At 62.4% G+C, this 21,569-nt stretch carries 30 protein-coding genes and 1 tRNA gene; 13 read left to right on the forward strand and 18 right to left on the reverse strand.

Annotated features, from left to right (window positions below):
• Positions 1–43: 43 nt before the first annotated feature.
• Entirely contained in the window at positions 44–808 is a 765-nt protein-coding gene (locus AVCA_RS07705; RefSeq protein WP_012700309.1) for a Mut7-C RNAse domain-containing protein, read from the reverse strand.
• 142 nt (positions 809–950) lie between these two features.
• Between AVCA_RS07705 and AVCA_RS07710 the strand changes: the two genes are divergently transcribed.
• Complete coding sequence (locus AVCA_RS07710; RefSeq protein ID WP_012700311.1) at positions 951–1,715, forward strand: SDR family NAD(P)-dependent oxidoreductase; 765 nt, start codon at positions 951–953, stop codon at positions 1,713–1,715.
• 37 nt (positions 1,716–1,752) lie between these two features.
• Here AVCA_RS07710 and AVCA_RS07715 read toward each other — a convergent pair whose 3' ends face one another.
• Positions 1,753–2,463 (reverse strand): rRNA pseudouridine synthase, encoded by a 711-nt coding sequence (locus AVCA_RS07715; RefSeq protein WP_012700312.1) that lies wholly within the window; start codon positions 2,461–2,463, stop codon positions 1,753–1,755.
• A gap of 156 nt (positions 2,464–2,619) precedes the next feature.
• Between AVCA_RS07715 and AVCA_RS07720 the strand changes: the two genes are divergently transcribed.
• The 3 genes from AVCA_RS07720 to AVCA_RS07730 all read left to right on the forward strand — a co-directional run bounded on the left by AVCA_RS07720 (position 2,620) and on the right by AVCA_RS07730 (position 4,800).
• The gene (locus AVCA_RS07720) at positions 2,620–3,756 is read left to right on the forward strand and encodes a PQQ-dependent sugar dehydrogenase (RefSeq protein ID WP_012700313.1); all 1,137 of its coding nucleotides are present in this window, start codon (positions 2,620–2,622) and stop codon (positions 3,754–3,756) included.
• A 35-nt stretch (positions 3,757–3,791) separates the two neighbouring features.
• Positions 3,792–4,631 (forward strand): CvfB family protein, encoded by an 840-nt coding sequence (locus tag AVCA_RS07725; RefSeq protein ID WP_175555979.1) that lies wholly within the window; start codon positions 3,792–3,794, stop codon positions 4,629–4,631.
• A 93-nt stretch (positions 4,632–4,724) separates the two neighbouring features.
• Positions 4,725–4,800 (forward strand) — tRNA-Thr (locus tag AVCA_RS07730).
• Between the two features lie 88 nt (positions 4,801–4,888).
• Here AVCA_RS07730 and AVCA_RS07735 read toward each other — a convergent pair.
• Positions 4,889–5,443, reverse strand: coding sequence for a hypothetical protein (locus AVCA_RS07735; RefSeq protein ID WP_236616360.1), 555 nt, complete (start codon positions 5,441–5,443; stop codon positions 4,889–4,891).
• Positions 5,444–5,752: 309 nt separating this feature from the next.
• Between AVCA_RS07735 and AVCA_RS23990 the strand changes: the two genes are divergently transcribed.
• Positions 5,753–6,790 carry a DUF4238 domain-containing protein gene (locus AVCA_RS23990; protein WP_050764375.1) on the forward strand — a complete coding sequence of 346 codons (1,038 nt, stop codon included), beginning with the start codon at positions 5,753–5,755 and terminating at the stop codon, positions 6,788–6,790.
• Positions 6,791–7,105: 315 nt separating this feature from the next.
• On the opposite strand, the gene AVCA_RS07745 is transcribed toward AVCA_RS23990, so the two are convergent.
• From AVCA_RS07745 to AVCA_RS24575, 8 genes are read right to left on the reverse strand one after another with little or no spacing between them, the layout of a single operon-like run.
• The gene (locus tag AVCA_RS07745; protein WP_012700318.1) at positions 7,106–8,821 is read right to left on the reverse strand and encodes a DUF3631 domain-containing protein; all 1,716 of its coding nucleotides are present in this window, start codon (positions 8,819–8,821) and stop codon (positions 7,106–7,108) included.
• A complete protein-coding gene (locus AVCA_RS26365) occupies positions 8,733–9,185 on the reverse strand; it encodes a hypothetical protein (RefSeq protein ID WP_175555980.1) in 453 nt (150 codons plus the stop codon). The genes AVCA_RS07745 and AVCA_RS26365 overlap by 89 nt, the downstream gene beginning before the upstream one ends.
• Positions 9,178–9,459, reverse strand: a complete 282-nt coding sequence (locus AVCA_RS07755; RefSeq protein ID WP_236616361.1) for a hypothetical protein — start codon at positions 9,457–9,459, stop codon at positions 9,178–9,180. The genes AVCA_RS26365 and AVCA_RS07755 overlap by 8 nt, the downstream gene beginning before the upstream one ends.
• A complete protein-coding gene (locus AVCA_RS07760; protein WP_012700320.1) occupies positions 9,456–9,719 on the reverse strand; it encodes a hypothetical protein in 264 nt (87 codons plus the stop codon). Before AVCA_RS07760 ends, AVCA_RS07755 begins: the two co-directional genes overlap by 4 nt.
• Positions 9,716–9,961, reverse strand: coding sequence for a hypothetical protein (locus AVCA_RS07765; RefSeq protein WP_012700321.1), 246 nt, complete (start codon positions 9,959–9,961; stop codon positions 9,716–9,718). Before AVCA_RS07765 ends, AVCA_RS07760 begins: the two co-directional genes overlap by 4 nt.
• On the reverse strand, positions 9,954–10,172 hold the full coding sequence (locus tag AVCA_RS07770; RefSeq protein ID WP_041807093.1) for a hypothetical protein: 219 nt from the start codon (positions 10,170–10,172) through the stop codon (positions 9,954–9,956). Before AVCA_RS07770 ends, AVCA_RS07765 begins: the two co-directional genes overlap by 8 nt.
• Positions 10,169–10,426 (reverse strand): hypothetical protein, encoded by a 258-nt coding sequence (locus tag AVCA_RS07775; protein WP_012700322.1) that lies wholly within the window; start codon positions 10,424–10,426, stop codon positions 10,169–10,171. Before AVCA_RS07775 ends, AVCA_RS07770 begins: the two co-directional genes overlap by 4 nt.
• The gene (locus tag AVCA_RS24575) at positions 10,423–10,731 is read right to left on the reverse strand and encodes a hypothetical protein (RefSeq protein ID WP_072432623.1); all 309 of its coding nucleotides are present in this window, start codon (positions 10,729–10,731) and stop codon (positions 10,423–10,425) included. Before AVCA_RS24575 ends, AVCA_RS07775 begins: the two co-directional genes overlap by 4 nt.
• 345 nt (positions 10,732–11,076) lie before the next feature.
• On the opposite strand from AVCA_RS24575, the gene AVCA_RS24580 reads away from it, so the two are divergent.
• The 3 genes from AVCA_RS24580 to AVCA_RS24590 are packed head-to-tail and all read left to right on the forward strand — an operon-like array spanning position 11,077 to position 11,938.
• Positions 11,077–11,355: a BrnT family toxin gene (locus AVCA_RS24580; RefSeq protein WP_072432627.1), complete on the forward strand. Its 279-nt coding sequence runs from the start codon at positions 11,077–11,079 to the stop codon at positions 11,353–11,355.
• The gene (locus tag AVCA_RS24585) at positions 11,315–11,641 is read left to right on the forward strand and encodes a BrnA antitoxin family protein (RefSeq protein WP_081434877.1); all 327 of its coding nucleotides are present in this window, start codon (positions 11,315–11,317) and stop codon (positions 11,639–11,641) included. Before AVCA_RS24580 ends, AVCA_RS24585 begins: the two co-directional genes overlap by 41 nt.
• Before the next feature lie 42 nt (positions 11,642–11,683).
• Positions 11,684–11,938 carry a BrnA antitoxin family protein gene (locus AVCA_RS24590; protein WP_072432624.1) on the forward strand — a complete coding sequence of 85 codons (255 nt, stop codon included), beginning with the start codon at positions 11,684–11,686 and terminating at the stop codon, positions 11,936–11,938.
• 166 nt (positions 11,939–12,104) lie between these two features.
• Here AVCA_RS24590 and AVCA_RS07785 read toward each other — a convergent pair whose 3' ends face one another.
• From AVCA_RS07785 to AVCA_RS07800, 4 genes are read right to left on the reverse strand one after another with little or no spacing between them, the layout of a single operon-like run.
• Positions 12,105–12,326: a hypothetical protein gene (locus AVCA_RS07785; RefSeq protein ID WP_012700324.1), complete on the reverse strand. Its 222-nt coding sequence runs from the start codon at positions 12,324–12,326 to the stop codon at positions 12,105–12,107.
• A complete protein-coding gene (locus AVCA_RS07790) occupies positions 12,323–12,610 on the reverse strand; it encodes a helix-turn-helix transcriptional regulator (protein WP_012700325.1) in 288 nt (95 codons plus the stop codon). Before AVCA_RS07790 ends, AVCA_RS07785 begins: the two co-directional genes overlap by 4 nt.
• Complete coding sequence (locus AVCA_RS07795; RefSeq protein WP_012700326.1) at positions 12,607–12,840, reverse strand: helix-turn-helix transcriptional regulator; 234 nt, start codon at positions 12,838–12,840, stop codon at positions 12,607–12,609. The genes AVCA_RS07790 and AVCA_RS07795 overlap by 4 nt, the downstream gene beginning before the upstream one ends.
• Entirely contained in the window at positions 12,837–13,154 is a 318-nt protein-coding gene (locus tag AVCA_RS07800) for an Ogr/Delta-like zinc finger protein (RefSeq protein WP_231876374.1), read from the reverse strand. Before AVCA_RS07800 ends, AVCA_RS07795 begins: the two co-directional genes overlap by 4 nt.
• Positions 13,155–13,376: 222 nt before the next feature.
• Here AVCA_RS07800 and AVCA_RS25955 point away from each other — a divergent pair, with 222 nt between their 5' ends.
• Positions 13,377–13,553 (forward strand): chromosome partitioning protein ParB, encoded by a 177-nt coding sequence (locus AVCA_RS25955; protein WP_139239937.1) that lies wholly within the window; start codon positions 13,377–13,379, stop codon positions 13,551–13,553.
• Complete coding sequence (locus AVCA_RS24595) at positions 13,528–14,400, forward strand: ogr/Delta-like zinc finger family protein (RefSeq protein WP_081434878.1); 873 nt, start codon at positions 13,528–13,530, stop codon at positions 14,398–14,400. Before AVCA_RS25955 ends, AVCA_RS24595 begins: the two co-directional genes overlap by 26 nt.
• 178 nt (positions 14,401–14,578) lie before the next feature.
• Here the strand turns inward: AVCA_RS24595 and AVCA_RS24600 are convergent, their stop codons facing one another.
• Both AVCA_RS24600 and AVCA_RS24605 read right to left on the reverse strand, forming a co-directional pair.
• Positions 14,579–15,463, reverse strand: a complete 885-nt coding sequence (locus AVCA_RS24600) for an SIR2 family protein (RefSeq protein WP_012700329.1) — start codon at positions 15,461–15,463, stop codon at positions 14,579–14,581.
• Positions 15,460–16,497, reverse strand: coding sequence for a ParA family protein (locus AVCA_RS24605; protein ID WP_072432625.1), 1,038 nt, complete (start codon positions 16,495–16,497; stop codon positions 15,460–15,462). Before AVCA_RS24605 ends, AVCA_RS24600 begins: the two co-directional genes overlap by 4 nt.
• 1,100 nt (positions 16,498–17,597) lie before the next feature.
• Between AVCA_RS24605 and AVCA_RS07805 the strand changes: the two genes are divergently transcribed.
• On the forward strand, positions 17,598–18,014 hold the full coding sequence (locus tag AVCA_RS07805) for a type II toxin-antitoxin system YafQ family toxin (protein WP_437438509.1): 417 nt from the start codon (positions 17,598–17,600) through the stop codon (positions 18,012–18,014).
• 818 nt (positions 18,015–18,832) lie between these two features.
• Here AVCA_RS07805 and AVCA_RS07810 read toward each other — a convergent pair.
• A complete protein-coding gene (locus AVCA_RS07810) occupies positions 18,833–19,726 on the reverse strand; it encodes a LysR family transcriptional regulator (RefSeq protein ID WP_175555981.1) in 894 nt (297 codons plus the stop codon).
• A 109-nt stretch (positions 19,727–19,835) separates the two neighbouring features.
• Between AVCA_RS07810 and AVCA_RS07815 the strand changes: the two genes are divergently transcribed.
• Both AVCA_RS07815 and AVCA_RS07820 read left to right on the forward strand, forming a co-directional pair.
• Positions 19,836–21,185 (forward strand): acyclic terpene utilization AtuA family protein, encoded by a 1,350-nt coding sequence (locus AVCA_RS07815; RefSeq protein ID WP_012700333.1) that lies wholly within the window; start codon positions 19,836–19,838, stop codon positions 21,183–21,185.
• Entirely contained in the window at positions 21,185–21,508 is a 324-nt protein-coding gene (locus AVCA_RS07820) for an AtuA-related protein (protein WP_175555982.1), read from the forward strand. Before AVCA_RS07815 ends, AVCA_RS07820 begins: the two co-directional genes overlap by 1 nt.
• Positions 21,509–21,569 lie beyond the last annotated feature (61 nt).

Below are 21,569 nucleotides of genomic sequence, written 5' to 3' on the forward strand. Positions count from 1 at the left end.
GCGCTTCAGACAGGCAAAAAGCGCTTCTTGCACCGATGGTGGTTCAAGTGGAGCCCCGCTCGGGCGGGCGGTCGTCCAGCAGGGGGGCGAGCAGTGAGCGCATGCTGCGCCAGTGGGAACCTTCCCAGTAAAGCCGCTGGCAGGCATCGCAGCCGAAAAAGCGCGAGTAGAGGGCGGCGATGCGCGGCGGCAGTCGCGGCCGGGCCTGTTCCACGGTGACCTCGTGCAGCGGCAGGTTGCAGTGCAGGCAGCGGCTGAACGGCCGCGCACTGCCCGCAAGATCCAGCCGCTCGAAGAGTTCGCGCAACTGCAGGGCCGGTTTCAGGGCATGCAGGTAACAGCCGTGGGTGACGATCCGCCGCTTGAGCAGTTCGCGGTCGCGGCTCAGCACGATGCGCCGCTGCTCGGCGGCGAGGGCGGCGATCTGGCGATCTTCGTAGTGGTTGTCGTAGAGGGTGTCGAAGCCGCACATGCGTAGCAGGCTGGCCAGTCCGCCCAGATGGGCGTCGGCGATGAAGCGCAGCTCTCTGAGTGGATGGTCGCGCACCTTGAGCAGCGGACCGATGTCCAGCGCCTCGAAGCGGGGATAGACCGCCACCCGGTCGCCGTCGTGCAGCGGCCGGGAGAAGTCCACCGACTCGCCGTTGAGCAGCACCAGTTCCACTTCGGTGTGCGGCACGCCGAGCGCCTCGATCATGTGCTTGACCGTCGCCGCCCGCGCGCAGTCGCAGGCAAAGGCCTGCCGCCGCCGCTCGGACGGGAGGAAGTCGTTGAGTTCCTCGTAGAAGCGGAAAGTGACGCTGACCATGGCGACAGTATGGCAGGTGGGAACGCGCCGGCGCGGATCCGCCGACAAGCAGGTAAGATCGCCAGGTGCTCGGCTTCGCCCGCAAGCCCCGCCGATCCCGACAGGGGCCGGTGTTTTTCCACGAGAACGGAGAGGTTCAGGAATGAGCGATGTTGTTTTCATCACGGGGGCGACCTCCGGCTTCGGCCGCGCCGCCGCCCGCCGTTTCGCCCAGGCCGGCTGGTCGCTGGTGCTGACGGGCCGGCGCTTCGAGCGCCTGCAGGTCCTGCGGGAAGAACTCCAGGGCAGGGTGCCGGTGCACATCGCCGCGCTCGACGTGCGCGACGCCGAGGCCGTGCGCCAGGTGGTCGCGGCGCTGCCCGAGGGCTTCCGCCAAGTCCGGGCGCTGATCAACAACGCCGGCCTGGCCCTGGCCCCGCAGCCGGCGCAGCAGGTGGCGCTGGAGGACTGGCACACCGTGATCGACACCAACATCACCGGCCTGGTCAACGTCACCCACGCGCTGCTGCCGACCCTGATCGCCAGCGGCCAGGGCGCCAGCATCGTCAACCTCGGCTCGGTCGCCGGCCACTGGCCTTATCCGGGCGGCCACGTCTACGGCGCGACCAAGGCCTTCGTCGAGCAGTTCGGCTACAACCTGCGCTGCGACCTGCTGGGCACCGGCGTGCGGGTCACCGACATCGCGCCGGGCATGGCCGAGACCGAATTCACCCTGGTGCGCACCAAGGGCGACCAGGCCGCCTCCGAGCGGCTCTACCGGGGCACCACGCCGCTGACCGCCGAGGACATCGCCGAGCAGATCTTCTACGTGGCGAGCCTGCCGGCGCACATCAACATCAATCGCCTGGAAATCATGCCGGTACGCCAGGCTTGGTCGCCCTTCGCCATCGACCGCGACCCGCAATGAGAAAGGCGCGTTGCGCAGCATATAGCGGTGCGCCGGCTCAGAACCGCTCGCGTTCGCCTAGGTAGCGCCATTGTCCCACCGGCAGCCCGGCCATCGCCAGGCGGCCGATGCGGATGCGCCGCAGGGCCAGCACTTCGAGCCCGAGGCTGCGGCACATGTGTTCGATCTGCCCGGCCTGCGGCGCCTTGAGGGCGAAGCGCAGGTGCCTTTCGCTCTGTCGGCTGACCTTGCACGGCGGCAGTGGTCGGCCCCGCTGGTCGAGACCGTGGCCGAGCCGGGCCAGACCGTCGGCGGCCGGCTCGCCGGCGATCTCGACGACGAATTCCTGCTCTGGCGCGTCGCTTTCCTCGCCCAGTCGGCGCAGCACGCCGCGCTGCTGGCTGAACACTTGCAGGCCGCTGGCCGCGGGTTCCAGCGGCAACAGTGCGGTGAGCCTGTGAAAGTGCCGGGAGAGCGGGCGCCGCGGGTCGCGGTCGCTTTCCGCGCGCGTCGCCGGGCCGAGGCGGGCGAGCGCCTGCTCGAGGGTTTCGCCGGCCGGCTTGTGCAGCAGCAGGGTCACCGGCTCGACCGGCGTGGCCACGGCATCCGGATGCAGGACGACTTCCTCGTCGCCGACCTTGAACTGCGGCTCCTCGACGGCCCGTCCATCGACGCTGACCCAGCCGCCCTCGATATACAGCTCGGCCTCTCGGCGCGAGCAACGGTACAGCTCGATCAGGCGTTTGGAGAGGCGGATGGGTTCGGCCATGGTGAAGGTACTCGGAAAGGGGCGCTCATTGTACCTGCTGGGGACGGCGGGATGTCCGGACCCGGTCCGGCGTTCCACCTGCAGGAACGGATCGCCGACAAGCTGTTCCTACAATAGATTCCGCTCCGCACCCTCATTCACGAAAGGAACTCGAACATGTTTCGTCTTTGCTTCTTCGCCCTGGTCTGCAGCTCCCTGCTGATTCCATCCGCCCTGGGGGCGCAGTACCCCAGCGAAAAGGGACCCGTGCAACTCGACCGGTTGGCCGGCGGTCTGGAGCATCCCTGGGCGCTGGCCTTTCTGCCGGATGGCCGGAGCATGCTGGTCACCGAGCGTCCCGGCCGCTTGCGGCTGTTCGCCGACGGACGCCTGTCCGAGCCGTTGGACGGGGTGCCCGAGGTCTTCGCCCGCGGGCAGGGCGGACTGCTCGACGTGGCGTTGTCGCCGGGGTTCACCGAGGACCGATTGGTCTATCTGTCCTACGCCGAGGCCGGGGATGACGGCCAGGCCGGCACCAGCGTGGGGCGTGGCCGGCTGTCCGGGGACCTGCGCCGGCTGGAGGATTTCCAGGTGATCTTCCGCCAGCAGCCGAAGCTCTCCACCGGCATCCACTTCGGTTCGCGGTTGGTGTTCGACCGCGACGGCCACCTGTTCGTCGCCCTCGGCGAGAACAACCAGCGGCCGACCGCGCAGGACCTCGACAAGCTGCAGGGCAAGGTGGTGCGACTGTATCCGGACGGCCGCGTGCCGGAGGACAACCCTTTCGTCGACCGTCAGGGCGCGCGCCCGGAGATCTGGTCCTACGGCCACCGCAACCAGCAGGGCGCCGCGCTCAATCCCTGGACCGGCCAGCTCTGGACCCACGAGCACGGCCCGCGCGGCGGCGACGAGGTCAACATTCCGGAAGCCGGCAGGAACTACGGCTGGCCGCTGGCCACTCATGGCATCAACTATTCCTTCCTGCCGATTCCCGAAGCCCGCGGCAAGACTGTCGCAGGCACCGAACCGCCATATTACGTCTGGGAGAAATCGCCGGCGATCAGCGGCATGGCCTTCTACGACGCCGGGCGCTTTCCCGCCTGGCAGCACAGCCTGTTCATCGGCGCCCTGGTCGATCGCTGCGTGATCCGCCTGGAACTGGACGACGAGCGCATCGTCCACGAGGAGCGCCTGCTGGAAGATCTGGATACCCGCATCCGCGACGTCCGCCAGGGGCCGGACGGCTACCTCTACGTGCTGACCGACGAAGCCGACGGCAAGTTGCTGCGCCTCGGCCTGGCTGCTCGAGAGTAGGTAGAATGCCGGCCCCGGCAAGCAAGGTATTCAAGATGGCACTCATCGGACGGTTCAACTCCCTGCAGGTGGTCAAGCACACTGATTTCGGCCTCTATCTCGACGACGGCGAGGACGGCGAAATCCTTCTGCCCCGGCGTTATGTGCCCAGGGACCGGCCGAGCGAGGTCGGCGACCGGCTCGACGTCTTCGTCTACCTGGACAGCGACGACCGGCTCATCGCCACCACCCTGCGGCCGAAGATCCAGGTCGGTGGCTTCGCCAGCCTCAAGGTGGTGCAGATCGACCGCGTCGGCCTGTTCCTCGACTGGGGCCTGCCCAAGGACCTGCTGCTGCCCCATTCCGAAGAGAAACGCCCGCTGCAGGTCGGCGATCACTGCGTGGTCCACGCCTACCTCGACGCGCGCACCCGGCGCATCGTCGCCACCGCCCGGCTCGACCGCTATCTGGACCGGACTCCGCCCGACTACCGGCCCGGCCAGGCCGTCGAGCTGCTGGTGGTCGAGCAGACCCCGCTGGGCTTCAAGGCGATCGTCGAAGGCCGGCACTGGGGGCTGATCCACAGGAACGAGCTGTTCAAGCCCGTTCGCCCCGGCATGCGCGAACGGGGCTACATCAGGGACGTGCGCGCCGACGGCAGGATCGGCCTGACACTGCAACCGGCCGGCCAGGCCGCTCGCGACGAACTGGCCGAACGCATCCTCGCGCGGCTGGACGAGGAGGGCGGCACGCTGCCCTTCGGCGACAAGACCCCGCCGGAACGCATCGCCCAACTGTTCGGCGTCAGCAAGGGCACCTTCAAGAAGGCCATCGGCGGCCTCTACAAGCAGGGCCTGATCGTCATCCATGACGACCGCATCGAACGCAGCCGATGACCAAGTGTCCGCAACTGCCTGATACACGGAAAAAAGTTATCGCTCGGGGGTTGAGCTGAGGCGGCCGAATTTGAATAATGTGCGGCGTTTTCCGCCGGTGTAGCTCAGTCGGTAGAGCGGCTCATTCGTAATGAGAAGGTCGAGGGTTCGATTCCTTTCACCGGCACCAGAAACCACGGGGCTTGCAGCAATGCAGGCCCTTTTTCATTTTTGGTTGGGCTAATGCCGGGCTAATGCCAAAGCAGGGACGGTGCTGCTCAACACCGGCGCAGCCGCTCCAGTTGCGCGGCGATTGCGGCGAAGGCTTGGCGCTCAGCCTCCCGTAGCTGCTCGATCTTCCGGGCGAAGGTCCGCCAGTGCATGCCCTTGGGCTTGGGGATCAGATCGACAGGGGTCAGCTCATTGCAGCCCAGGGCGCGGCGCAGCTTCCAATGGCGGTTGTGTGGCCTGTCGCCCTTGCTGGCTTGCTGGGCAGCGTAGTTCAGGCTCAGGCAGTGGCGGCACGCGGTCACCTCGCCAATGCTCAGCTTGGCCATGCGGCGGCCACAGGAGGGGCAGAGGAACCACGGACGTTCGCCGCCCAGGTGGCAAGGCGTCCACTCGATAGCGGCGCGGTACTCTCGCGGCTCTCCCGCCACTCGATAGCTCAGGCGCAGGCGTTCGGCGCCTTCCATGTGAATGCTAATGTTGGCGTCCGGTCCCCATTGCCACAGAAAAGCGCGCCCCGGCGCCAGCAGCCCGTGACGGTTCAGCGCGTTGATATCCAAGAGTCGGTAATTTTCAACCGTCCCGTGCTCCTTCGGTCTGCTCATAATTTTCGAACCTCGATAATTTGGAAAATGGAAATACCGGGTGCTTGAGAGCATGCGGAGCGGCGGGAAGGAGATTAGGTGCGAAATTGCGTCTCACTTGATCATCTATTTGCGTTCGACCTGACCAGCATCAAGGCCTCCCTATGCAATGCACCTGATGACAATGGCATCACCAGAGTTACAGTCGCACGTAAAGGCACTAAAGGACACTGTGCTACCGACGATGACCGGTAGAGATCGACTCCCTATGGTACGCGCCTCAATTTATAGGTACTTTGATGTTTCGCCTGATAGGACGGCTACCAACCTATGGACAAGTTCGAAAAGCTGAGATCGAAGCCCCATCTCAATGGCCCAAAGCGGCAGCACTTTGTCCCGAAATTCTATTTAGAGGGATTTACCTCGGATGGGCTACTTGCCGTCTTTGATCGGGTTAGTGGTGAGATCAGGAAACAGCAGCCGCAGAACACAGCGGTTGTCGGTCACCTCTACACATTTGAGGACCACCAAGACCGCAAGCGGTTTGATTTAGAGGTACTTTTCAGCTACATTGAGGAAGAGGCGGCTCCTATCTTGAAGTCACTCGTGCAGGGCGACCGCATAAGCCCCAAGGACCGCGAGTCCTTTGCGCTCTTTCTCGGCCTTGCGGCAGTACGGACACCAGCTGCCATTGCTGAGGCGAGCAGCGTTTATGCGGGATTTGAGAAAGCTCGGTCTCGACTGATGTTGACGGACGAGCATAGGGTCCTTGAACTCCTCAAGAAAATGAACGGTCCTGACGCGGATGAGGTGTTGTTGAGAAAGGAGGCCCACGCTATAACGACGATGGCTCTCGAGGAGTCCTATGACATCGTCGTAGACCCGGGATATGCCCTTCAGCGTTCGCTGAACGTCTGGAGCACCGTGGCCAAAGAACTGTGGAGTCGGGACTGGATGGTCCTACATGCGCCTGGCGAAGGCCAGAGTTTCCTGACATCAGACTCACCAGTCGTGTTGACATCGGGATCGGCTGCAACTCGACATCTTCCAATCGGGTACGGCTCTAGCCATGCGCAGATCTTGTTTTCCTTAACATCGAAGTATGCGCTCGTAGCAAGTGGATCATTGGGGCGAACAGGCCGAGCAGACATCAAAGTCGATGCGCTTCGCCGGTTCAACATGACTATTGCCCAGGATTGCCATCGGTACGTCATGGGAGGTAATGCAGCTCTGGTGGAAAACATCACCACTGAACTCGGCCTCGCGGGCACTGAGTGGCGGCCTAAGTCGCGCGTCGAGATTGGACGTCGCATAAAGGCCGACGGTACCGTCTCTATTGGGGCTTATGTTAAGCGCATGGGGACTTAGTGGCACCCGGTGCGACGAGGAACAGCAGCGGCGGGTTGATTGCTGCCTTTGAGAGCCATTGTCGGTGCTGGAGTTGACGCACCAGCTCAGCCTGAAAGGCAGGACTGGTCAAGTCGAGTGCAAATGACTGGTCAGTGGCAATACAAGCAGATGGTCAAGTCCGTGCAATTCGCAGGGTTAAGAAAACGAAACATCGAAACAACCCGCGCCAGCCGTGGGCTGTAGCGTTTTTCAAAGCGAAACAGCCGCCCCTCGTGTTTCGCTTTGAAAATGGCTGGAAGCCGCGCCGTCCGTGGCTTGTTTCGATGTTTCGTTTCAAGAGGGGGGAACGGGCGCCGCGTATCTCTCCCACGCCTCTACGAACTGGTCCCGGCGGAAACCTTTCTTCGTCGCGGCGCCGATGCGGACTTGTCCAGACGTGATTCCGTACTCGCTGAGTTTTTTCGCTAGCTGGTTCCGTCTCATGGCGGTACCTCGATTCCAGGTCGCCCACGGCCGTTCCTCCTCCCGGATCAGCTCACCGAGCAACGTTTCCCCGAAGATAGCCAGCCCGCCCAGCCTGTCGAACACGTCGCGAATGTCAGCCAGCAGTTCGGCGCCGATGGTCGGCGTCTCTTCCTCCAGCCCATGAAGTGCGACGGCGGCATGGCGCGCCCTGAGCGGCCAGCCTCCGCCGGCGGCTTCCGCGATGGCCAGCAGCGGCTCCCAACAGTCGTTCGCCCGGTCGTTCAGCCCCTCGATGATGGCGGGCCTTGCGGCGGCCACGGTGGCGGCGTTGTCCTCTGCCCAGCGTGCGACCCGCTGGCGCAGGTCAGCCCATAGGGCTGGGTCGGAGTGGCGCAGGCGCTCGGCGCTCTCGCCGGGCTTCTTGCGGCGCAGGCGCAGGGGGATGCTCCGGTCGGCCAGGGTGTCGGCGATCTTGCTGATACCACACAGCGCCTTTGCGCCCCATACGTTGAACTTGGTGGGCGTGTGATCGTCGCCAACGCAGCGGACAACAAAGGCGCTGTCACGGGTGAAGCCGGCATTGATGATCCCGCGCGCCTCCTCGTTGTCGTTCAGGAAGGCGTCCACCTCGTCGATCAGCAGCGCCGGCGACCACAGCTCAATGGAGCGGAACAGCGCCGCCGTGGCGATGTCCGCGACTTGCATCGGTCGATAGGCCAGCTTGCCCAGGACGGACAGCATGACGGTCTTGCCGCATCGCTTCTCCGGGGCGGTGATATTGGCGATGGGCGCTACCTGTACTTCGTCCAACAGCCAAGTGAATACGGCCCACAGGGCGGCGCTGTCTATCGTCTCCTTGTTGGCGATGACGAACCGCCCGATGGCCGTGGCGATGTCGGTCAGCAGCTCGGCGCCGTTCACGGGCTCCGGCCAGGGGGCATCCTCGGTGAATATGGATTTGTCGCCGATCTCCTCCTCCTCGCTGCGCGACCAGCAAGCGCGGTCGAACTCCGACATTTGTACGGCTCGCGACTCCTTCACGGCTCGGCGCAGCCGGGCGAACTCGGCGCGATCCGTGCGCTTGATGATTTGCAATGCCGCGATGATGCCCGGTGCGAAGATAGCGCCCGCGTCCGCGCATAGAGTGTTGACGGCGTGCCGGACCTCTTCCAGGGGGGCGGCGACGGGTGTGGCTTCCTGCATTACGACTTCCCCGGTGGGCTGCTCGCTGGCACCGGGCGGCAGATCAGGCTTGCCAGCGAACGCCTTGGCCGGATCGGCGCCAGCAGTGCGGGGCTGTGGGTCCAGCGCGCGAACGTCGTGCCAAGTTTTGTCGGCGCAGCTGTTGTGCTTGCAATCGAAGCTCAGGGCGCCGTTGTCGAGCTGGAAGATAGCGGCCTCGCCGAAGCCGTGCTCTTCGTTGAACGGGCAATACTCAAGCCGGTATCGGTCGGCGTCGTTGTGCCGGTCCTGCTTGTAATCGATGCCCAGGCGCTCAAGGAAGGGCGGCAGGTCGAAGCGTGGGCCGGTGCCGACGCCAGTGCTGCGGGCGGCTGGCGCTGGAGTGGGTGGCAAGATATCCATGGCACACCCCCTCTGCTGTTGCAGCTATGGGCTCTTCAGCGGGGTGGTTCGGCAAGGTGGCAGCGGGCGGCGTAGCCGTGTCGTCCGTTTCAGTGGGCAGAGAGGCGGCCAGCGACGGCAGCAGGATGGCGCGAAAGTGCTGCTCGATGCGCATCAGAAAACCGTCGACTACCGGCTGACGGGTGCTGCCTGGCAAATTGTATTGGAGTGCCTCCAGGTGCTCGGGTAGCGATAGCGGGCCAGGGGTCGCCATCCAGCGTTCGGCGGCGTGCGCGCCGAAAGTCACGACCTCCTGAAAGCGGGCATCGTGTCGGGTGGGCATGGGCTGCTGGCCATAGGCAGCGGGAACGATGGCTTTACTCATTCCGGCGGCCCTCCCGCATGGCAGCCAACCTGGCCGCTTCCAGCAGGTCGCAGGCGTCCTTGAGCATCAGGTAGGCCGCTTCGGCGATATTGGAAAAGTCATGGGCGTCGGTACGAGAGGGATTCATGCTGGCCATGGAGTTCAGCAGGTTCTTGACCACATAAAGGCGGTGCTCCGCGCACTCTTCGAGCACGGCAAACGGCTGGCTTGCATCGATCAGCAAAGCGGCGGCATCTTTGCTGGGGCTGCTGGTCAGGGGGCGATAGTTACTCATGGCACACCCCCCGTCGTGTCGGCCGGCAGCAGGCAGCGCAGCAGCACCAGCGGCACCCCGTCGATATCGATGGCGCCACGACGCTCGGCATCGGCCACGGCGGCGCATAGCTCGGCCATCGCCGCCGGGCTTTCGTTCAGGTGCTCCAGGGCTTGCAATGCATCGGCCAGCGATCCACGGGAAAGGCGGCACGAAGGCGCAGCGGAGCAGCGTTGCGCATCGGCGAGCAGGCCGGCGAGGGCCTTGATGATGTGGCTCATGCCTCACCCCCTTTGCCGTCGTCGAGGGCTTTGAGGTCGGCGAGGGCATCGTTCAGGCAATGCGCCAGCTCGGTGATGGCCTCTTTGCTCAGGCTCAGGGACATGGGGCCGATTCCGAGACTGAATCGCCCGCCACGGCGCCCGGTGTAGGCGAAAGCGCTGGAGGCATTGCCATCCAGGTCGCCGCTCGCCATGTAGGCCGCGCCTTCGGGGGCGGTGCGCTTGTCCAGGTAGTTACGCATGGCGTGCCCCCTGTTCTTCCAAGGTGGTCACGGCCGCAGCCTTACTACATGCCAGTACCTTCTTTACCGCTCCGGTGCGTACGATGGGACTCCAGTTCTCGTCTTGCAGGTGAACGGTCACGGTGTCGCCCACGTTGGCCGGGCGATCTGCGCGGCCTACAGTGCTGTCGGTCAGCAGCACGACCGAGCCGTAATTCATCAGAACGATCATTGCGCACCCCCTACGGCTTTCAGTTGGCGGCGTAGGGTGCCGGATTGCGTTTCCAGGTAGTTCGCGCAGTCATCGGCCAGGTATTGCCCGAGGCTGGCCAGATCGGCCACGTTGCGTCCGTGGTTGTGCCTGGCGTCGAGCCGGATGGCGATGAGCAGGGCAGAAAGCCACTTCGATTGCTCCTGGCCATAGCCAACCGCTTCGAGGGCTTCGTCTGCGATGTCGTTGGCGGTGCGGGTGACGGTCTGGTTCATGCCTCACCCCCTGCGGCTTCCAGGGCCGCCAGGGCGTGGATGTGGCGCAGATGGTCGGGCAGGTTCAGGGCATCGATGCGGACGGACTGGCCGGACTTGATCCAGGACAGCGCGGTGCGAGGGTTGCGGGTCGGCGTGGCGTTTGCCTTGGCTTCCAGGGCGCGGGCCTTGGCCATGTGATCGTTGTAGCGCTTGAGGCGGATGGATAGGGAAGAGTTTGCACGGAGGGCGGCGAGGGCCATGGCGCGATGCGCGGCGGCGCGTTGCCGGAGTGCGGACGGATTGAGGGCGGGGTCGTGCTTCATGGGGTGGTGCTCCGTGTGTGTTGTGGAGCCGCCCCCGACCGTCGCCAAACGGTCATTGGAGGCGACTGTGCGCAGGTTGGCGAACCGGGACACACGGAACCCGGCAGACCTTTCGGTCTCCCGCGCACAGCCGCCATGACAGGACATTGCGGGCACAAAAAAAGCGCCGGCAATGGTCTTGGTGGCGCTGGTGCGCCGTGTAGTCTTCGGGTCGCCAAACCCGGCCACGGGATTGACCGTGACGGGCGAACCATAGCGCCGGCTGCTGGTCGGGTCAATACTCGGGCAATAAAATGCATATGGAGTTTGCTGGTTTTTCCGGCAAATAACATATACATTAAGATCATGATTACTTTCAGCCCTGCCAAGCGCGCCGCCAATCTCCGTAAGCACGGGCTGGATTTGGTCATTGCCGAGGAAGTGCTGGCCGGTTTCACGATCTCCCGCGAAGACACGCGGGAAGCCTACGGTGAACCCCGCCTGCAAACGCTTGGCGTCTACCGGGGCCTTGTGGTTGTGGTGGTGGTTCACACTCCACGCGGTGAGGCCGATCACATCATCAGTATCCGCAAGGCAGACACGCATGAAGCGCGCTACTACTGGCAACACCACCCCGGTGAGTGACCGGGAAGATCGCACAGACCTGAACCGTGTGCAGGCACTGGCGGATGACGATATTGCAGCGGACCGCGACAACCCGCGCACCACGCCCGATGACTGGGCCGGGGCCGTGATGAAGCGGGGCGATATGGTGCTGGGCCGTACCCCAGGGCGGCGCGGCCCCGGCAGGAAGCCGGCGAAGGTGGCGATACAACTGCGCCTGCCGCCGGACGTGCTGGAACGCTGGAAAGCCACGGGGCCGGGCTGGCAGACACGCATGGCTGAAGACCTGGCAAAGCATGCGCCTTGAGCCTTCATGGTGCCGCCCCCTACCTGAAAGAGGCAATCGAACATGGATAAGGAAATGGAGCGGTTCCAGGCCGATCTGCTGGAGTCCGTCCGGCAGATGAAAGCCGCCAGGCTGCGCGACCGCGCACGCCTGCGAGGCCGGTATCCCGAAAGCCGGAAAATACCCATCCTGCTGACACTCTCGACCGATGTTCTGTGCTCCTTCAGGGCGTCTGGCCCCGGCTGGCAAACCAGGATGGATGCTGCCCTGGCGGACTGGCTGAAAGAGCACGATCCCGAGGAGCTGAAAAGAGCCTGATGGTCCGGGCACGTGTTATACTTCGACGGCTTTTCGATTGTGTTGGATATGGCCCTGGCAGCGGTTCCGCGCTTGCCGGGGCTTTTTGCTTTTTGCGGCATGAGTGATCCTTACACCCGGCGCAAGGCCGGGCGTCCTGTCAGATTGAGCGATAGGGGTTGGCGGGTTAGCAGTCGGCCAGGATATAGCCTTCCGGCCCGGTGTTGCTGAAGTGCTGGGCGACGCCCGAGCCGGCGGCGTGCATGGCCATGGATGCGGTGACGTGACCCCGGAATACCTTTTCGCCCGGCTTCTTGCTGGCGGCCAGTACGGCGGCCTCGATGTTTACGATGTCTTCCATGGTCAATTTCACCGTCTGGCGGCCAATGGTGATTTCGAACTCGTTCATGCTGTTTTTCCCGGCTGGGTTGTGGGGTTGGTTTTGCGTTGCGCCCGGTTGCGGGCGCGGTCTGTCAGGCGGTCGGCAATCCACTGATCCACCTCGGCTTCGAGCCAGGCCACGCTGTTGCGGCCTATCGGCACCGGAGCGGGAAAGGTGCCGGCGCGGATCGCCGCGTAGATCGCCTGTTTGCTCTTTCCGGTTTTGCTCTCGACGTCGGGCAAGCGCAGCAGGCGATTGCCGAGCGCTATCCGCTCGATCGGCTTGAAGGGCGTCTGGCTGGCCTTGCTCATGCCATGCCCTCCCGCGCCTTGATCCGCCGGTTGATCCATTCCTGCACCTCGCTCAACACGAACGCGACCGGAGCGTTACGGGCCGGGCTGTCGCTCAGCTTGACCGGGCGCGGAAAGGTCGGGTCGCGGCTGATCGTCTTGTAAATGGTCGGCCGGGCGAGTCCGGTCATCTCTTGCACTTCCCGCATGCGCACCAGGGCGAGCGGGGCGCCGTTGCCTTGCTGGGTCATTGCATGTCCTCCGGCTGGCCGGTCGGGCTGGGCGATTCGTCGAGCAGCCCGATTTCTTCCAGCCAGTTGCGCCGGGCGGCGGTGGGGGCGTAGGGCAGGGCGATGGACGGATTCGGATCGGCCGGCGGGCTCAGGCGGTGCGTGATTTCATCGCAACCGACGAAAGTCGCGCCGCAGTCCGGGTTTTTGCAAATCAGCATCGTCTCCGAGTACAGCGGGTGAAGCCTTTCGGACGTCCGCTTTACCAGCGCGGCGCCACAGTCGGGGCAGGGGCGTTTGCCTTTCTTGATGGGGAGTTTGGTTGCGATACGCACGTTTGCCGGTCCTCAACTTCGGTACGGGCCAATACTCCTTGTTACTGCTCGGTACCGAAACGAGCACTGCCTGTAGCGTGGCGCACTACAACCATCGGAGAAGATCGAATCAATCAAAAATCCTTGATCTACATAGGATTACGGGCATTTTTCGTTGCCTGCATTTTATGAGTGTTTGAGTATGTGCCCCGCGCAGCAGGTGAACCGCACAGAGGACTATGCATGAAAGATGCTTCTGCACCGCCGAGGGCGGCATCGCCCGGCAAAGGCGAAACCGTAAGGGTGAACTTCGATATGGATAGAGCCCTGCACGCACGGCTGAAGACCTATGCGGTCAGGAATGGGAAGACGGTGAAGGAGCTGTTGGCCGAGTATGTCAACAGCCTTCCAGATGCATAGGCTTCCAGGAAATCTCGGGGGGCCGCGCGCGCTGAAAAAGGGTAATTTTCGTGTTGCTGCCGTGACGCCGCCGGTTGAAGTATCCGCAGGGCCGCGTAGCCCGAGAAACTGGCTTTGCCCCGATTGCTACGGAAGGCTCATTCGGCGGACCAGCAAACAGGAAAGCAGCTTGGTTCGCAAAATCACGTACCACTGCAAAAATCCGGAATGCGGCTCGAAATTTCTTGGCCGCGAGAAGATCGACTATCGGCTGGCCGGGCCAGGCATTCCAGAAATGCGGGTGCCGCGTAGTCCGAGAAACGGGCTTTGCCCACATTGCTCATCCCCGGTCCGGAAACGGGCCATTGAATGGAAAAGCCTCTGGTTTCGAACAATCACTTACCAGTGCCAAGCATTCGGGTGCGGCGCGTCATTTTTGGGCCACGAGGAAATTATCGAGCGATTGTCCGGCCCATTTGTGGCAAATCCGATTTCTGAGCTGATGCGCTGGCCGGGATATGAGCATCTTGAATGGACGAAGCCAGGCGAGGTGCCCACAAAGGGGATTTGCCCGCGGTGCAAAAGCCCGCTCGTGGCAACGTGCATGCCGACAAAAGACCCGCTGCTGTGGTCTCTGCATGTCGAATGCACCTATAGCCGGTGTCGGTGGCGCGCATCCGGCCCGGTGGCTGTAGCCGAGGAGGATGCAGAAAGCCAAGCGCACAAGGGCGGCCCCGTGAGAGTGAATTTCGAAATCGACCAGGCTGCACACGCGAAGTTGAAGGCCAATGCCGCCAAGCAGGGCAAGACAATCCGAGCGCTGCTGACGGCATACGCAAAAAGCCTGTTGGCGGATAAAAAAGCGTAGCCGGCTTGAGCATCGCGCAACCGGCCACAGTAGCCAATACCTAGCTGCGGCACTGCGGGAGGACATGCGCACTGACGATGTGCCATGTCTTCAACCGACCCGCCGTAACAGGCAGAAATCGGCCAAAGCGGACGTTTAAAGCAGGGAAATAAATCTGCCCCCCTATTTCGAATAGCCACTACTCCTTGGCTCGAAGCGCAGCAATATTCATCTCCCGACGCCGAGTATCTACCTCGCTCACGATTTTCTCAAAAAGCTTTGTCAATTCACCGTGATCCGGCGTTTTCTTGTACGGAACTATAAATATCCGCCGAAGCTCTTTGTTTATTTGGACAAATGCTTCAGACTGGTTGCCCGCTAAAAATATATAATGTGGGCGTGCTTGGGGTAGGCGGTGAGCGTAATTTTCAATTATCTGTGAAATGGCCGGATCTGCAAGCGAGAATCCGACAAAAATCACAGTGTGTGTTAAAAGGATAGTTTCAATAAATTTGGAGTATGCCCAATTCCCATAGGCTTTGTCTGAATATTCTTTTTTTGTAAAGATCATGCTGCCAAGATCATCAATTGATCCGTGAATTTTTATTATGTATTCATCGGAATCTCTGAAGGCATGAAGGGCATTGGAATCTAATCGCTTGAGAATTTTTGGGTTATGGGTTGAGTCTGAGTTAACTTCATCCCAAGCCTTTTCTAAGAATAAATCAAAATTTGTTGTTAAGATTATTCTCTGTTTTAGCTGCATAATCAGTTTTTGGAGAGCGCTGGGCTGCGCGCGCTGGTTGTATTCGGCAGTGAGAGCTGCCTCCCATGCTTTATCACCCATGCCTCGGCTGATTAGCTCGCATGCCATCAGATAGTCGGCATTCTTGATTAGCTCGTGGGCCTGCTTTTTAATGGCACGGTCAGTTAGCTTTTCCGCATTTTCTTTCAGGAACGCGTCCCAAACTTTGAGCCTTCCGCCGCTGCGAGTGGTTACGCCTGCGCTGACCCCTGCTCCAACAAAGATTACTGTACGCCGTTCAGCCAGATCATTTATAAGGTCGGGATTGATGACAGTCATTTTGAGTCTGCCACCAATTCAATATTTTCAAAAAACCTTAACGCTAATGCTTGATAGATTTCCCTTGCTTGTTTTCTAGAAACTGTGAAGCTCCCTTTCGCTTTAACGCTAATCATGGGTTGGTGCAGCGTTTGAGACTTCGGAGCAAGGCTGGCTAGATGCTTGATCTCCCCTAGGTGGGGATTCATGCTTGACGGATAGAAAACATTTAACTGCTGCTTCACTACCGCTGGTAGTTTTTTACTAATCTCCTCATATGCTTCTACAATTCTCGCGCTACCGTCGCGGCTACGCTCTTTATGTTGTTGCGTGACATAGCCTAAAAACTTTAAATTCTTCTTGGAAAAGTTAGGGACTTCCGATGGGAATTCCGAGTTGGATAAGCCGTATGCCAAATCTTTTTCCCAGAGCTTGACTGCCTCGCTAATATTTTTTAGCGCCCAGCTTGAAAATATATCAATTGCCATAGGGACGACAAAATAATCTACGGAGAGCAATATTGCTCGGTTAATCGCCCCAAGGGATGGCCCCATATCGAAAAATATATAATCGTAATTTTTCCGAGCTTGAAGGATTACGTTGTGGAATACGAGCGTAGTTCTAAGTCCTCTAATTCCACCAGCTTTCGCCTCTCGCCAATCTTGGGCGAGTAAGTCTTCGTGTAAAGCTAGGCGTGGATCGCCAATGATAACATCAACGCCGAATTCATCTGCGCGTCTGATTGGTAGGCTTGTGTTATATCCTTTGCCTAAGGATAGAGGGCGAACTACGCTGAATATTGTCTCGGGCTCAGTGGGCTTTTGGGGGTCGATGCTATAGTACGCAGTTATAAATTCGTCTTCAGGTAAGACATACTGGCTCAGGTTGCACTGTGGGTCGGCATCTATGAGCAGAACTTTCTTGTTATGATTCAAAGAAAGCTCGGCGGCTAGGTTAGCTACCAAAGTAGTTTTTCCAACTCCTCCTTTATTATTGAAGAAGCATATTGTTTTGGCTTCTTGAGCAGTTTTTTGCCGCTGAGCAGGCTTTGCCATTTTGATGTCCTTAGCGTTTGACAGGCGGTATTTATCACAGTCCGCATCCCGGATGAATAGTCACGCTGACCCAGACACTTTTTTCATTCAGAAATTGGAGGAAAAAGGGGGGAGATTTATCCCGCTCCCCGCTCCAAATGTCTGCTTTTGGCCGATTGTTGCCTGGCATGACCGGCCGGTTTGGGTCGTATGGCTGCCCTCGGCCGGCGGCAGGTGCCGACCGAGCACCAAGAGCAGCGGAAGCCAGTCAGGAAGACGCCTCATCCGCACTGGTAGCTACGGCACGCAACCGAGCACCAGGGGCTGACCGCGGGCGCCGGGCGGCAGCGGCTCGCCAAGGGGTTGGGCGGTCCTCGATCCGCACAGCACCGGCCCGGCGGTAGGCGCCGTCCAGGAGCAGCGGGGCCGGCCAAGGGGGCGGGCTGGCCCCGATCCGCAACAGCAGCGCGGCCCGGTCGAGCACCAGGAGCAGCGGAGCCGGCCAGGATTGCACCTCATCCATGCCGGCAGGCGCGGCGCGTAACCGATCACCAGGAGCCGGCGGCGGGCGCCGGGCGGCAGCGGCTCGCCAAGAGGGCGGGCCTTTGGAGTCAGCCGAGCATCACTTATTAGAATATATATATTGTTCCCCCTACCCCCCATATATATATGTAATGGGGAACCCCAAGAGCCCTGTATTTATTGGCTTTCAGAGATAAATTCCCCCGTTCCCCCTGCTCTCCCTATTTTTTACAGACGGGAGAAAAATAAGAAGTCAGCACCATAGGGTTGGCTTTTCTAGGGAGGGTGAATTCTGGTTTGGGGATACGCTTAGGGATACGGCGGCATGGTTGGAGTTGAGGTTTCCAGTATTTGCGCGGCCTGTAATGCCGCTATTCGACTCCTTTCACCGCACCAGTAAACACGGGGCTTGCAGCGATGCAGGCCCTTTTTCATTTCAGGCTGGGGTTACGCCGGGGTTACGTTTCCAGCGAAGCGGCGCGTCGGGGCGCAGGCACTCGACCAGCCAGGTTAACGCCAGCAGGCGAGACCCTTCGGGCACTTTGGTCCACACTTGGGCGGGAGTCTGGCCGGGGTCACCCGATGGCTCGTGTGTGGCGTTGAAGCTCGCTTTCGGCAGCCCGCTTCATATCTGCGAGGCTGGCGGACAGCCCTCCCAGGCTTTCGAGCAGCCGGCCCAGGTCGCAGAGCCTGTCCGCGTCCAGCGTCTCGCCAGTCTCCGCCGTGACCGCCAGCAGGTGGCCGAAGCAGATCGCATCCGTTTCGCACTCGGCGACAAGCGCGAGTCGAAAGGTCGGCACGGCGAGGAGTTGTCGACGCTTCTGGCCTCGATTCTGGATCTGCTGGTGATCGACAAACCGTTGCCGGCGAAGTACCGCGACCATTCGCTTTCCGGCAACTGGGCGGATCATCGCGATTGCCATATCAAGTCGGATCTGGTGCTCCTGTATCGGAAGCCGGACGACGAAGCGCTGCAATTGGTTCGCCTCGGCTCGCATAGCGAACTTGGGCTCTGACAACCGCACTCTTGACCGACCTGCAGGGCGCGAATGCTTCGCTCGGTGCAGTGATCACGGAGGGGTGGTTTCCCCGTTCGACAAAATTGACCGCAGCGGTAGCCTTGCGCGCCTGTCCGACAGTCATGGAGAGAAAGCGCCTCAGGGTTACACGTTTCGGTTGTCCCCCTTCCATTCGCCGGTAACCGGTAAATGGAAAAGGTTTTCACGCCTGCAGGGGAGACGCGGAGCTACAAACATCAAGGCCCGCAGCGATGCGGATATTTTTCGTTTCAAGGGCTGATGGAGGAACGGAAGCGGCGACCGGATCGGCCCGTACCTTGATGCGAGTTTGGCGCCGGCGTGACGTAGCGTCGGTGCTGCTGGCCGGTGGTCAGTCAAGCGTTGAAGATGGCGCCAGAACCACGGAGGACTCCGCTTTGCGGTGGCTTGCCGCCGGACCTGCCGGCGCGGTCCGGGGGCGGATGCGGCTGGATGCCGCGTTGGCGGACCGGTTGAAGAGCCACGTACCGCCGGATAGAGCGGTTTCCGGCAATCGCGGGCCGCACGCGGCATTCTGCTGGCCGTTTCCCTGTAAGCCATCGCTTACGACAGATCGAGAGTTTTCCCGATTTGCCAGGGGCGCTCATCCGGGTAGATTGAATACCACGAAGACGTCGACGGATCGACGCAAGCCGACCAGGGATGGCGGCCGGGGAGAGTCGCAGGATCGCGGCTTCATCAGGACGATGAACCCAGGGACGTGGTGGTGAGACATGAACGGCGAGGCTGACCCCTCGCCGTTTTTGTTTTTGCGCCGGAAGAGCCTGGCGCCGAGATCACCGGCGGCCCGTGGGCGAGCCTTCCAGGCAGCGGTTCAAATGGCTCAGGAACGCCTTCATCGAAGGCGTCTGTCCGATCGGCTTGCGCTGCAGCAGGCCGAGTGAGCGCCGGGTGGGCTGTTCGATCGGCAGCACCGACAGATCTGCGCCGATGTGCAGGAATGTCGTGCAACTGGCCGGCAGCAGGGAAAACCCTATGCCTTCGCGTACCAGGGCGGCGGCGGTGCTCATGTGCGCCACTTCCCAGGCGGGTTGCGTAGTCACGCCCAGGTGGCGCAGCGCCTCGTCGGCCAGCGGGCGGATGCTGGTGTCCGCCGTCAGCGCGATGTAGGGCAGCGTTTTCCACGTGTCCGGCTCCTTCGACGCGCCTTCCTGGCGCACCAGCAGCACCAGGTTGTCGTCCAGCAGCGGCTCGAAGCCGAGACCCGACAGGTCCTCCGGCAGCGAGGTGATGCCCGCGTCCACCTCGCCGTTCTGCACCCATGCCTTCACTTCCCCGGCCCGGCCGTCGCGCAGGCTGATCTTCACGCCGGGATGGTCGCGGCCGAACGCGGCGATGACCCCCGGCAGGAAGGAGGCCGCCGCTGTTGGCAGCGCGCCCAGGCGGATCGTGCCGCGGATCAGGTTCAGCGCCTCGTGGGCATCGCGTATCGCATCGTCCATGTCGCGCAGCATCCGCCGTGCCTGGGGCAGGAAGTGCTCGCCCGCCGGGGTCAGCTCGACGCTGCGCGTGTTGCGCGCCAGGAGCCGCAGGCCGAGCGCGTCCTCGAGCTTGCGGATGCTGTAGCTCAGCGCCGGTTGCGACAGGTGGAGCTGTTCCGAGGTTCGCGTGAAGCTCGAGGTTTCGGCGATCAGGATGAAGGCACGCAGTTGGCGAAAGCTGATATCCATGAGCATGGCTTGCTAATAAAAATAATGGATCAATTTATCGGATATTTAAAATTCACAGAATAATCGATTGCCCTCACCATGGCCCCGGACTCACGCTGGAGCTGAAGCGATGACAACGATCCATATCGGTTGTGGGGCGGGCTTTGCCAACGATCGCCCCGATGCGGGACTGCGCCTGGCGCAGGATCTGGCCCGACGTTCCGGCCGACGCTATCTCATGTACGAACTCCTGGCCGAACGCACGCTGGCCGAGGCGCAGTTGCGCAAGCAGGCCGATCCCCGCGCGGGATACGCCGCGCGTCTGTTCGACTTCCTCCAGCCGGTGCTGGACACCTGCATCGAGGCGGGTATCCCGATCGTCACCAATGGCGGCGCGGCCAACCCGCGTGCGGCGGCCGAGCGGCTGCGGGCCGAACTGGGCGGGCGCCATGCCGGCCTGCGTATCGCCTGCGTGCTGGGCGACGATCTGATGGGGATGGACCGCCGGCGCCTCGGCCAGTGGCTCGACCTCGGCGACCCGCGGGACGAGCTGGTTTCGGCGAACGTCTACAGCGGCGCCGACGGCATCGTCCGGGCCCTGGACGAGGGCGCCGCCATCGTGCTCTGCGGACGGGTCGCCGACCCGTCCCTGGCCGTCGGTCCGATCCGCCACGCCCTGGGCTGGGCCGCCGACGACTGGGAGCGGATGGCCATCGCCACCGTGGCCGGACACCTGCTGGAATGCTGCACCCAGGCCACCGGCGGCTATTTCGCCCATCCCGGTCTCAAGGAGGTGCCCGATCCGGCCAATCTCGGCTGTCCGATCGCCGAGGTCGCCGCGGACGGTCGCCTGGTGATCACCAAGACCGCCGGTTCCGGCGGTTGCGTCAGCGAGCGCACGGTCAAGGAGCAACTGCTCTACGAGGTGCATGATCCGCGCCGCTATCTCACCCCCGACGTGGTCCTCGACCTCGGCGCGGCACGGGTGGAGGCCATCGGCGCCGATCGCGTCGCGGTCGGCGGCATCCACGGCCATCCGCGCCCCGATACGCTCAAGGGGCTGGCCGGCGTGCGCGGGCTCTGGTTCGGCGAGGCGGAAATCTCCTACGCCGGTGCCGGCGCCGTGGCCCGGGCACGGCTCGCCCGGGAGATCCTGCTGCAGCGCTTCGACCTGCTGGCGCCGGGCGTGCAGCCCTGGATCGATCTGGCCGGCGTCGCCAGCCTGTTCAACGATGCGCGCGGCGACTATCTCGCCCGGCGCCTGGACCTGGCGCCCGAGGTGGACGACGTGCGCGTCCGGGTCGGCCTGGTGCATCGCGACCGCGCTCTGATCGAGACGCTGCTGGCCGAGGTGGAGTCGCTCTACACCAACGGTCCGGCCGGTGGCGGCGGGGTGCGCCGGCATATCGGCGAATCCATCGCCACCCGCGACTTCCTGATTCCCCGCGAGGCAATCGAAACACGTCTGGAGTGGTACTGATGAACGCGACCGTCATCCTCGCCGAGCATGCCCACGCCCGTGCCGGCGACAAGGGCAACATCCTCAGCATCGCTGTGTTCCCGCTGGATGCGGCGCACTACGAATGGCTGCGGCGCGAGCTCACTGCCGAGCGGGTCGCCGAGCATTTCGCCAGCCGTCGCCCGGCGCGTGTCCGGCGCCATGAGATCGACTCGCTCAAGGCACTCAACTTCGTGCTGGAGGATGCGCTGGAAGGCGGCGTCAACCGCAGTCCGGGTCTCGACCGGCACGGCAAGAGCCTGAGCTACCTGCTGCTGTCGATGCGTCTGCCGGCTCCCGGCTGATCCGCTGCCGCGCCACGCTTGCAACCGATCGGGCCCGCCCTCGCGGGCCGGTTCGCAGAAT

This window comes from Azotobacter vinelandii CA (assembly GCF_000380335.1).
GTDB classification, from domain to species: Bacteria; Pseudomonadota; Gammaproteobacteria; order Pseudomonadales; family Pseudomonadaceae; genus Azotobacter; species Azotobacter vinelandii.

Excerpts from the sequence above, each read along its gene's own strand:
- AVCA_RS07790 (WP_012700325.1), bottom strand. The coding sequence starts at position 12,610 with ATGAGCAAGGCCAGCCAGACGCCCTTCAAGCCGATCGAGCGGATAGCG.
- AVCA_RS24575 (WP_072432623.1), bottom strand. The coding sequence starts at position 10,731 with ATGAAGCACGACCCCGCCCTCAATCCGTCCGCACTCCGGCAACGCGCC.
- AVCA_RS07715 (WP_012700312.1), bottom strand. The coding sequence starts at position 2,463 with ATGGCCGAACCCATCCGCCTCTCCAAACGCCTGATCGAGCTGTACCGT.
- AVCA_RS07820 (WP_175555982.1), top strand. The coding sequence starts at position 21,185 with ATGAACGCGACCGTCATCCTCGCCGAGCATGCCCACGCCCGTGCCGGC.
- AVCA_RS07795 (WP_012700326.1), bottom strand. The coding sequence starts at position 12,840 with ATGACCCAGCAAGGCAACGGCGCCCCGCTCGCCCTGGTGCGCATGCGG.
- AVCA_RS07745 (WP_012700318.1), bottom strand. The coding sequence starts at position 8,821 with ATGGATATCTTGCCACCCACTCCAGCGCCAGCCGCCCGCAGCACTGGC.
- AVCA_RS24600 (WP_012700329.1), bottom strand. The coding sequence starts at position 15,463 with ATGACTGTCATCAATCCCGACCTTATAAATGATCTGGCTGAACGGCGT.
- AVCA_RS07760 (WP_012700320.1), bottom strand. The coding sequence starts at position 9,719 with ATGAGCCACATCATCAAGGCCCTCGCCGGCCTGCTCGCCGATGCGCAA.
- AVCA_RS07710 (WP_012700311.1), top strand. The coding sequence starts at position 951 with ATGAGCGATGTTGTTTTCATCACGGGGGCGACCTCCGGCTTCGGCCGC.
- AVCA_RS07725 (WP_175555979.1), top strand. The coding sequence starts at position 3,792 with ATGGCACTCATCGGACGGTTCAACTCCCTGCAGGTGGTCAAGCACACT.
- AVCA_RS23990 (WP_050764375.1), top strand. The coding sequence starts at position 5,753 with ATGGACAAGTTCGAAAAGCTGAGATCGAAGCCCCATCTCAATGGCCCA.
- AVCA_RS07810 (WP_175555981.1), bottom strand. The coding sequence starts at position 19,726 with ATGGATATCAGCTTTCGCCAACTGCGTGCCTTCATCCTGATCGCCGAA.
- AVCA_RS24580 (WP_072432627.1), top strand. The coding sequence starts at position 11,077 with ATGATTACTTTCAGCCCTGCCAAGCGCGCCGCCAATCTCCGTAAGCAC.
- AVCA_RS26365 (WP_175555980.1), bottom strand. The coding sequence starts at position 9,185 with ATGAGTAAAGCCATCGTTCCCGCTGCCTATGGCCAGCAGCCCATGCCC.
- AVCA_RS07705 (WP_012700309.1), bottom strand. The coding sequence starts at position 808 with ATGGTCAGCGTCACTTTCCGCTTCTACGAGGAACTCAACGACTTCCTC.
- AVCA_RS07815 (WP_012700333.1), top strand. The coding sequence starts at position 19,836 with ATGACAACGATCCATATCGGTTGTGGGGCGGGCTTTGCCAACGATCGC.
- AVCA_RS07785 (WP_012700324.1), bottom strand. The coding sequence starts at position 12,326 with ATGAACGAGTTCGAAATCACCATTGGCCGCCAGACGGTGAAATTGACC.
- AVCA_RS07720 (WP_012700313.1), top strand. The coding sequence starts at position 2,620 with ATGTTTCGTCTTTGCTTCTTCGCCCTGGTCTGCAGCTCCCTGCTGATT.
- AVCA_RS07770 (WP_041807093.1), bottom strand. The coding sequence starts at position 10,172 with ATGATCGTTCTGATGAATTACGGCTCGGTCGTGCTGCTGACCGACAGC.
- AVCA_RS25955 (WP_139239937.1), top strand. The coding sequence starts at position 13,377 with ATGAAAGATGCTTCTGCACCGCCGAGGGCGGCATCGCCCGGCAAAGGC.
- AVCA_RS24585 (WP_081434877.1), top strand. The coding sequence starts at position 11,315 with ATGAAGCGCGCTACTACTGGCAACACCACCCCGGTGAGTGACCGGGAA.
- AVCA_RS07755 (WP_236616361.1), bottom strand. The coding sequence starts at position 9,459 with ATGAGTAACTATCGCCCCCTGACCAGCAGCCCCAGCAAAGATGCCGCC.
- AVCA_RS24590 (WP_072432624.1), top strand. The coding sequence starts at position 11,684 with ATGGATAAGGAAATGGAGCGGTTCCAGGCCGATCTGCTGGAGTCCGTC.
- AVCA_RS24595 (WP_081434878.1), top strand. The coding sequence starts at position 13,528 with ATGTCAACAGCCTTCCAGATGCATAGGCTTCCAGGAAATCTCGGGGGG.
- AVCA_RS24605 (WP_072432625.1), bottom strand. The coding sequence starts at position 16,497 with ATGGCAAAGCCTGCTCAGCGGCAAAAAACTGCTCAAGAAGCCAAAACA.
- AVCA_RS07735 (WP_236616360.1), bottom strand. The coding sequence starts at position 5,443 with ATGAGCAGACCGAAGGAGCACGGGACGGTTGAAAATTACCGACTCTTG.
- AVCA_RS07765 (WP_012700321.1), bottom strand. The coding sequence starts at position 9,961 with ATGCGTAACTACCTGGACAAGCGCACCGCCCCCGAAGGCGCGGCCTAC.
- AVCA_RS07775 (WP_012700322.1), bottom strand. The coding sequence starts at position 10,426 with ATGAACCAGACCGTCACCCGCACCGCCAACGACATCGCAGACGAAGCC.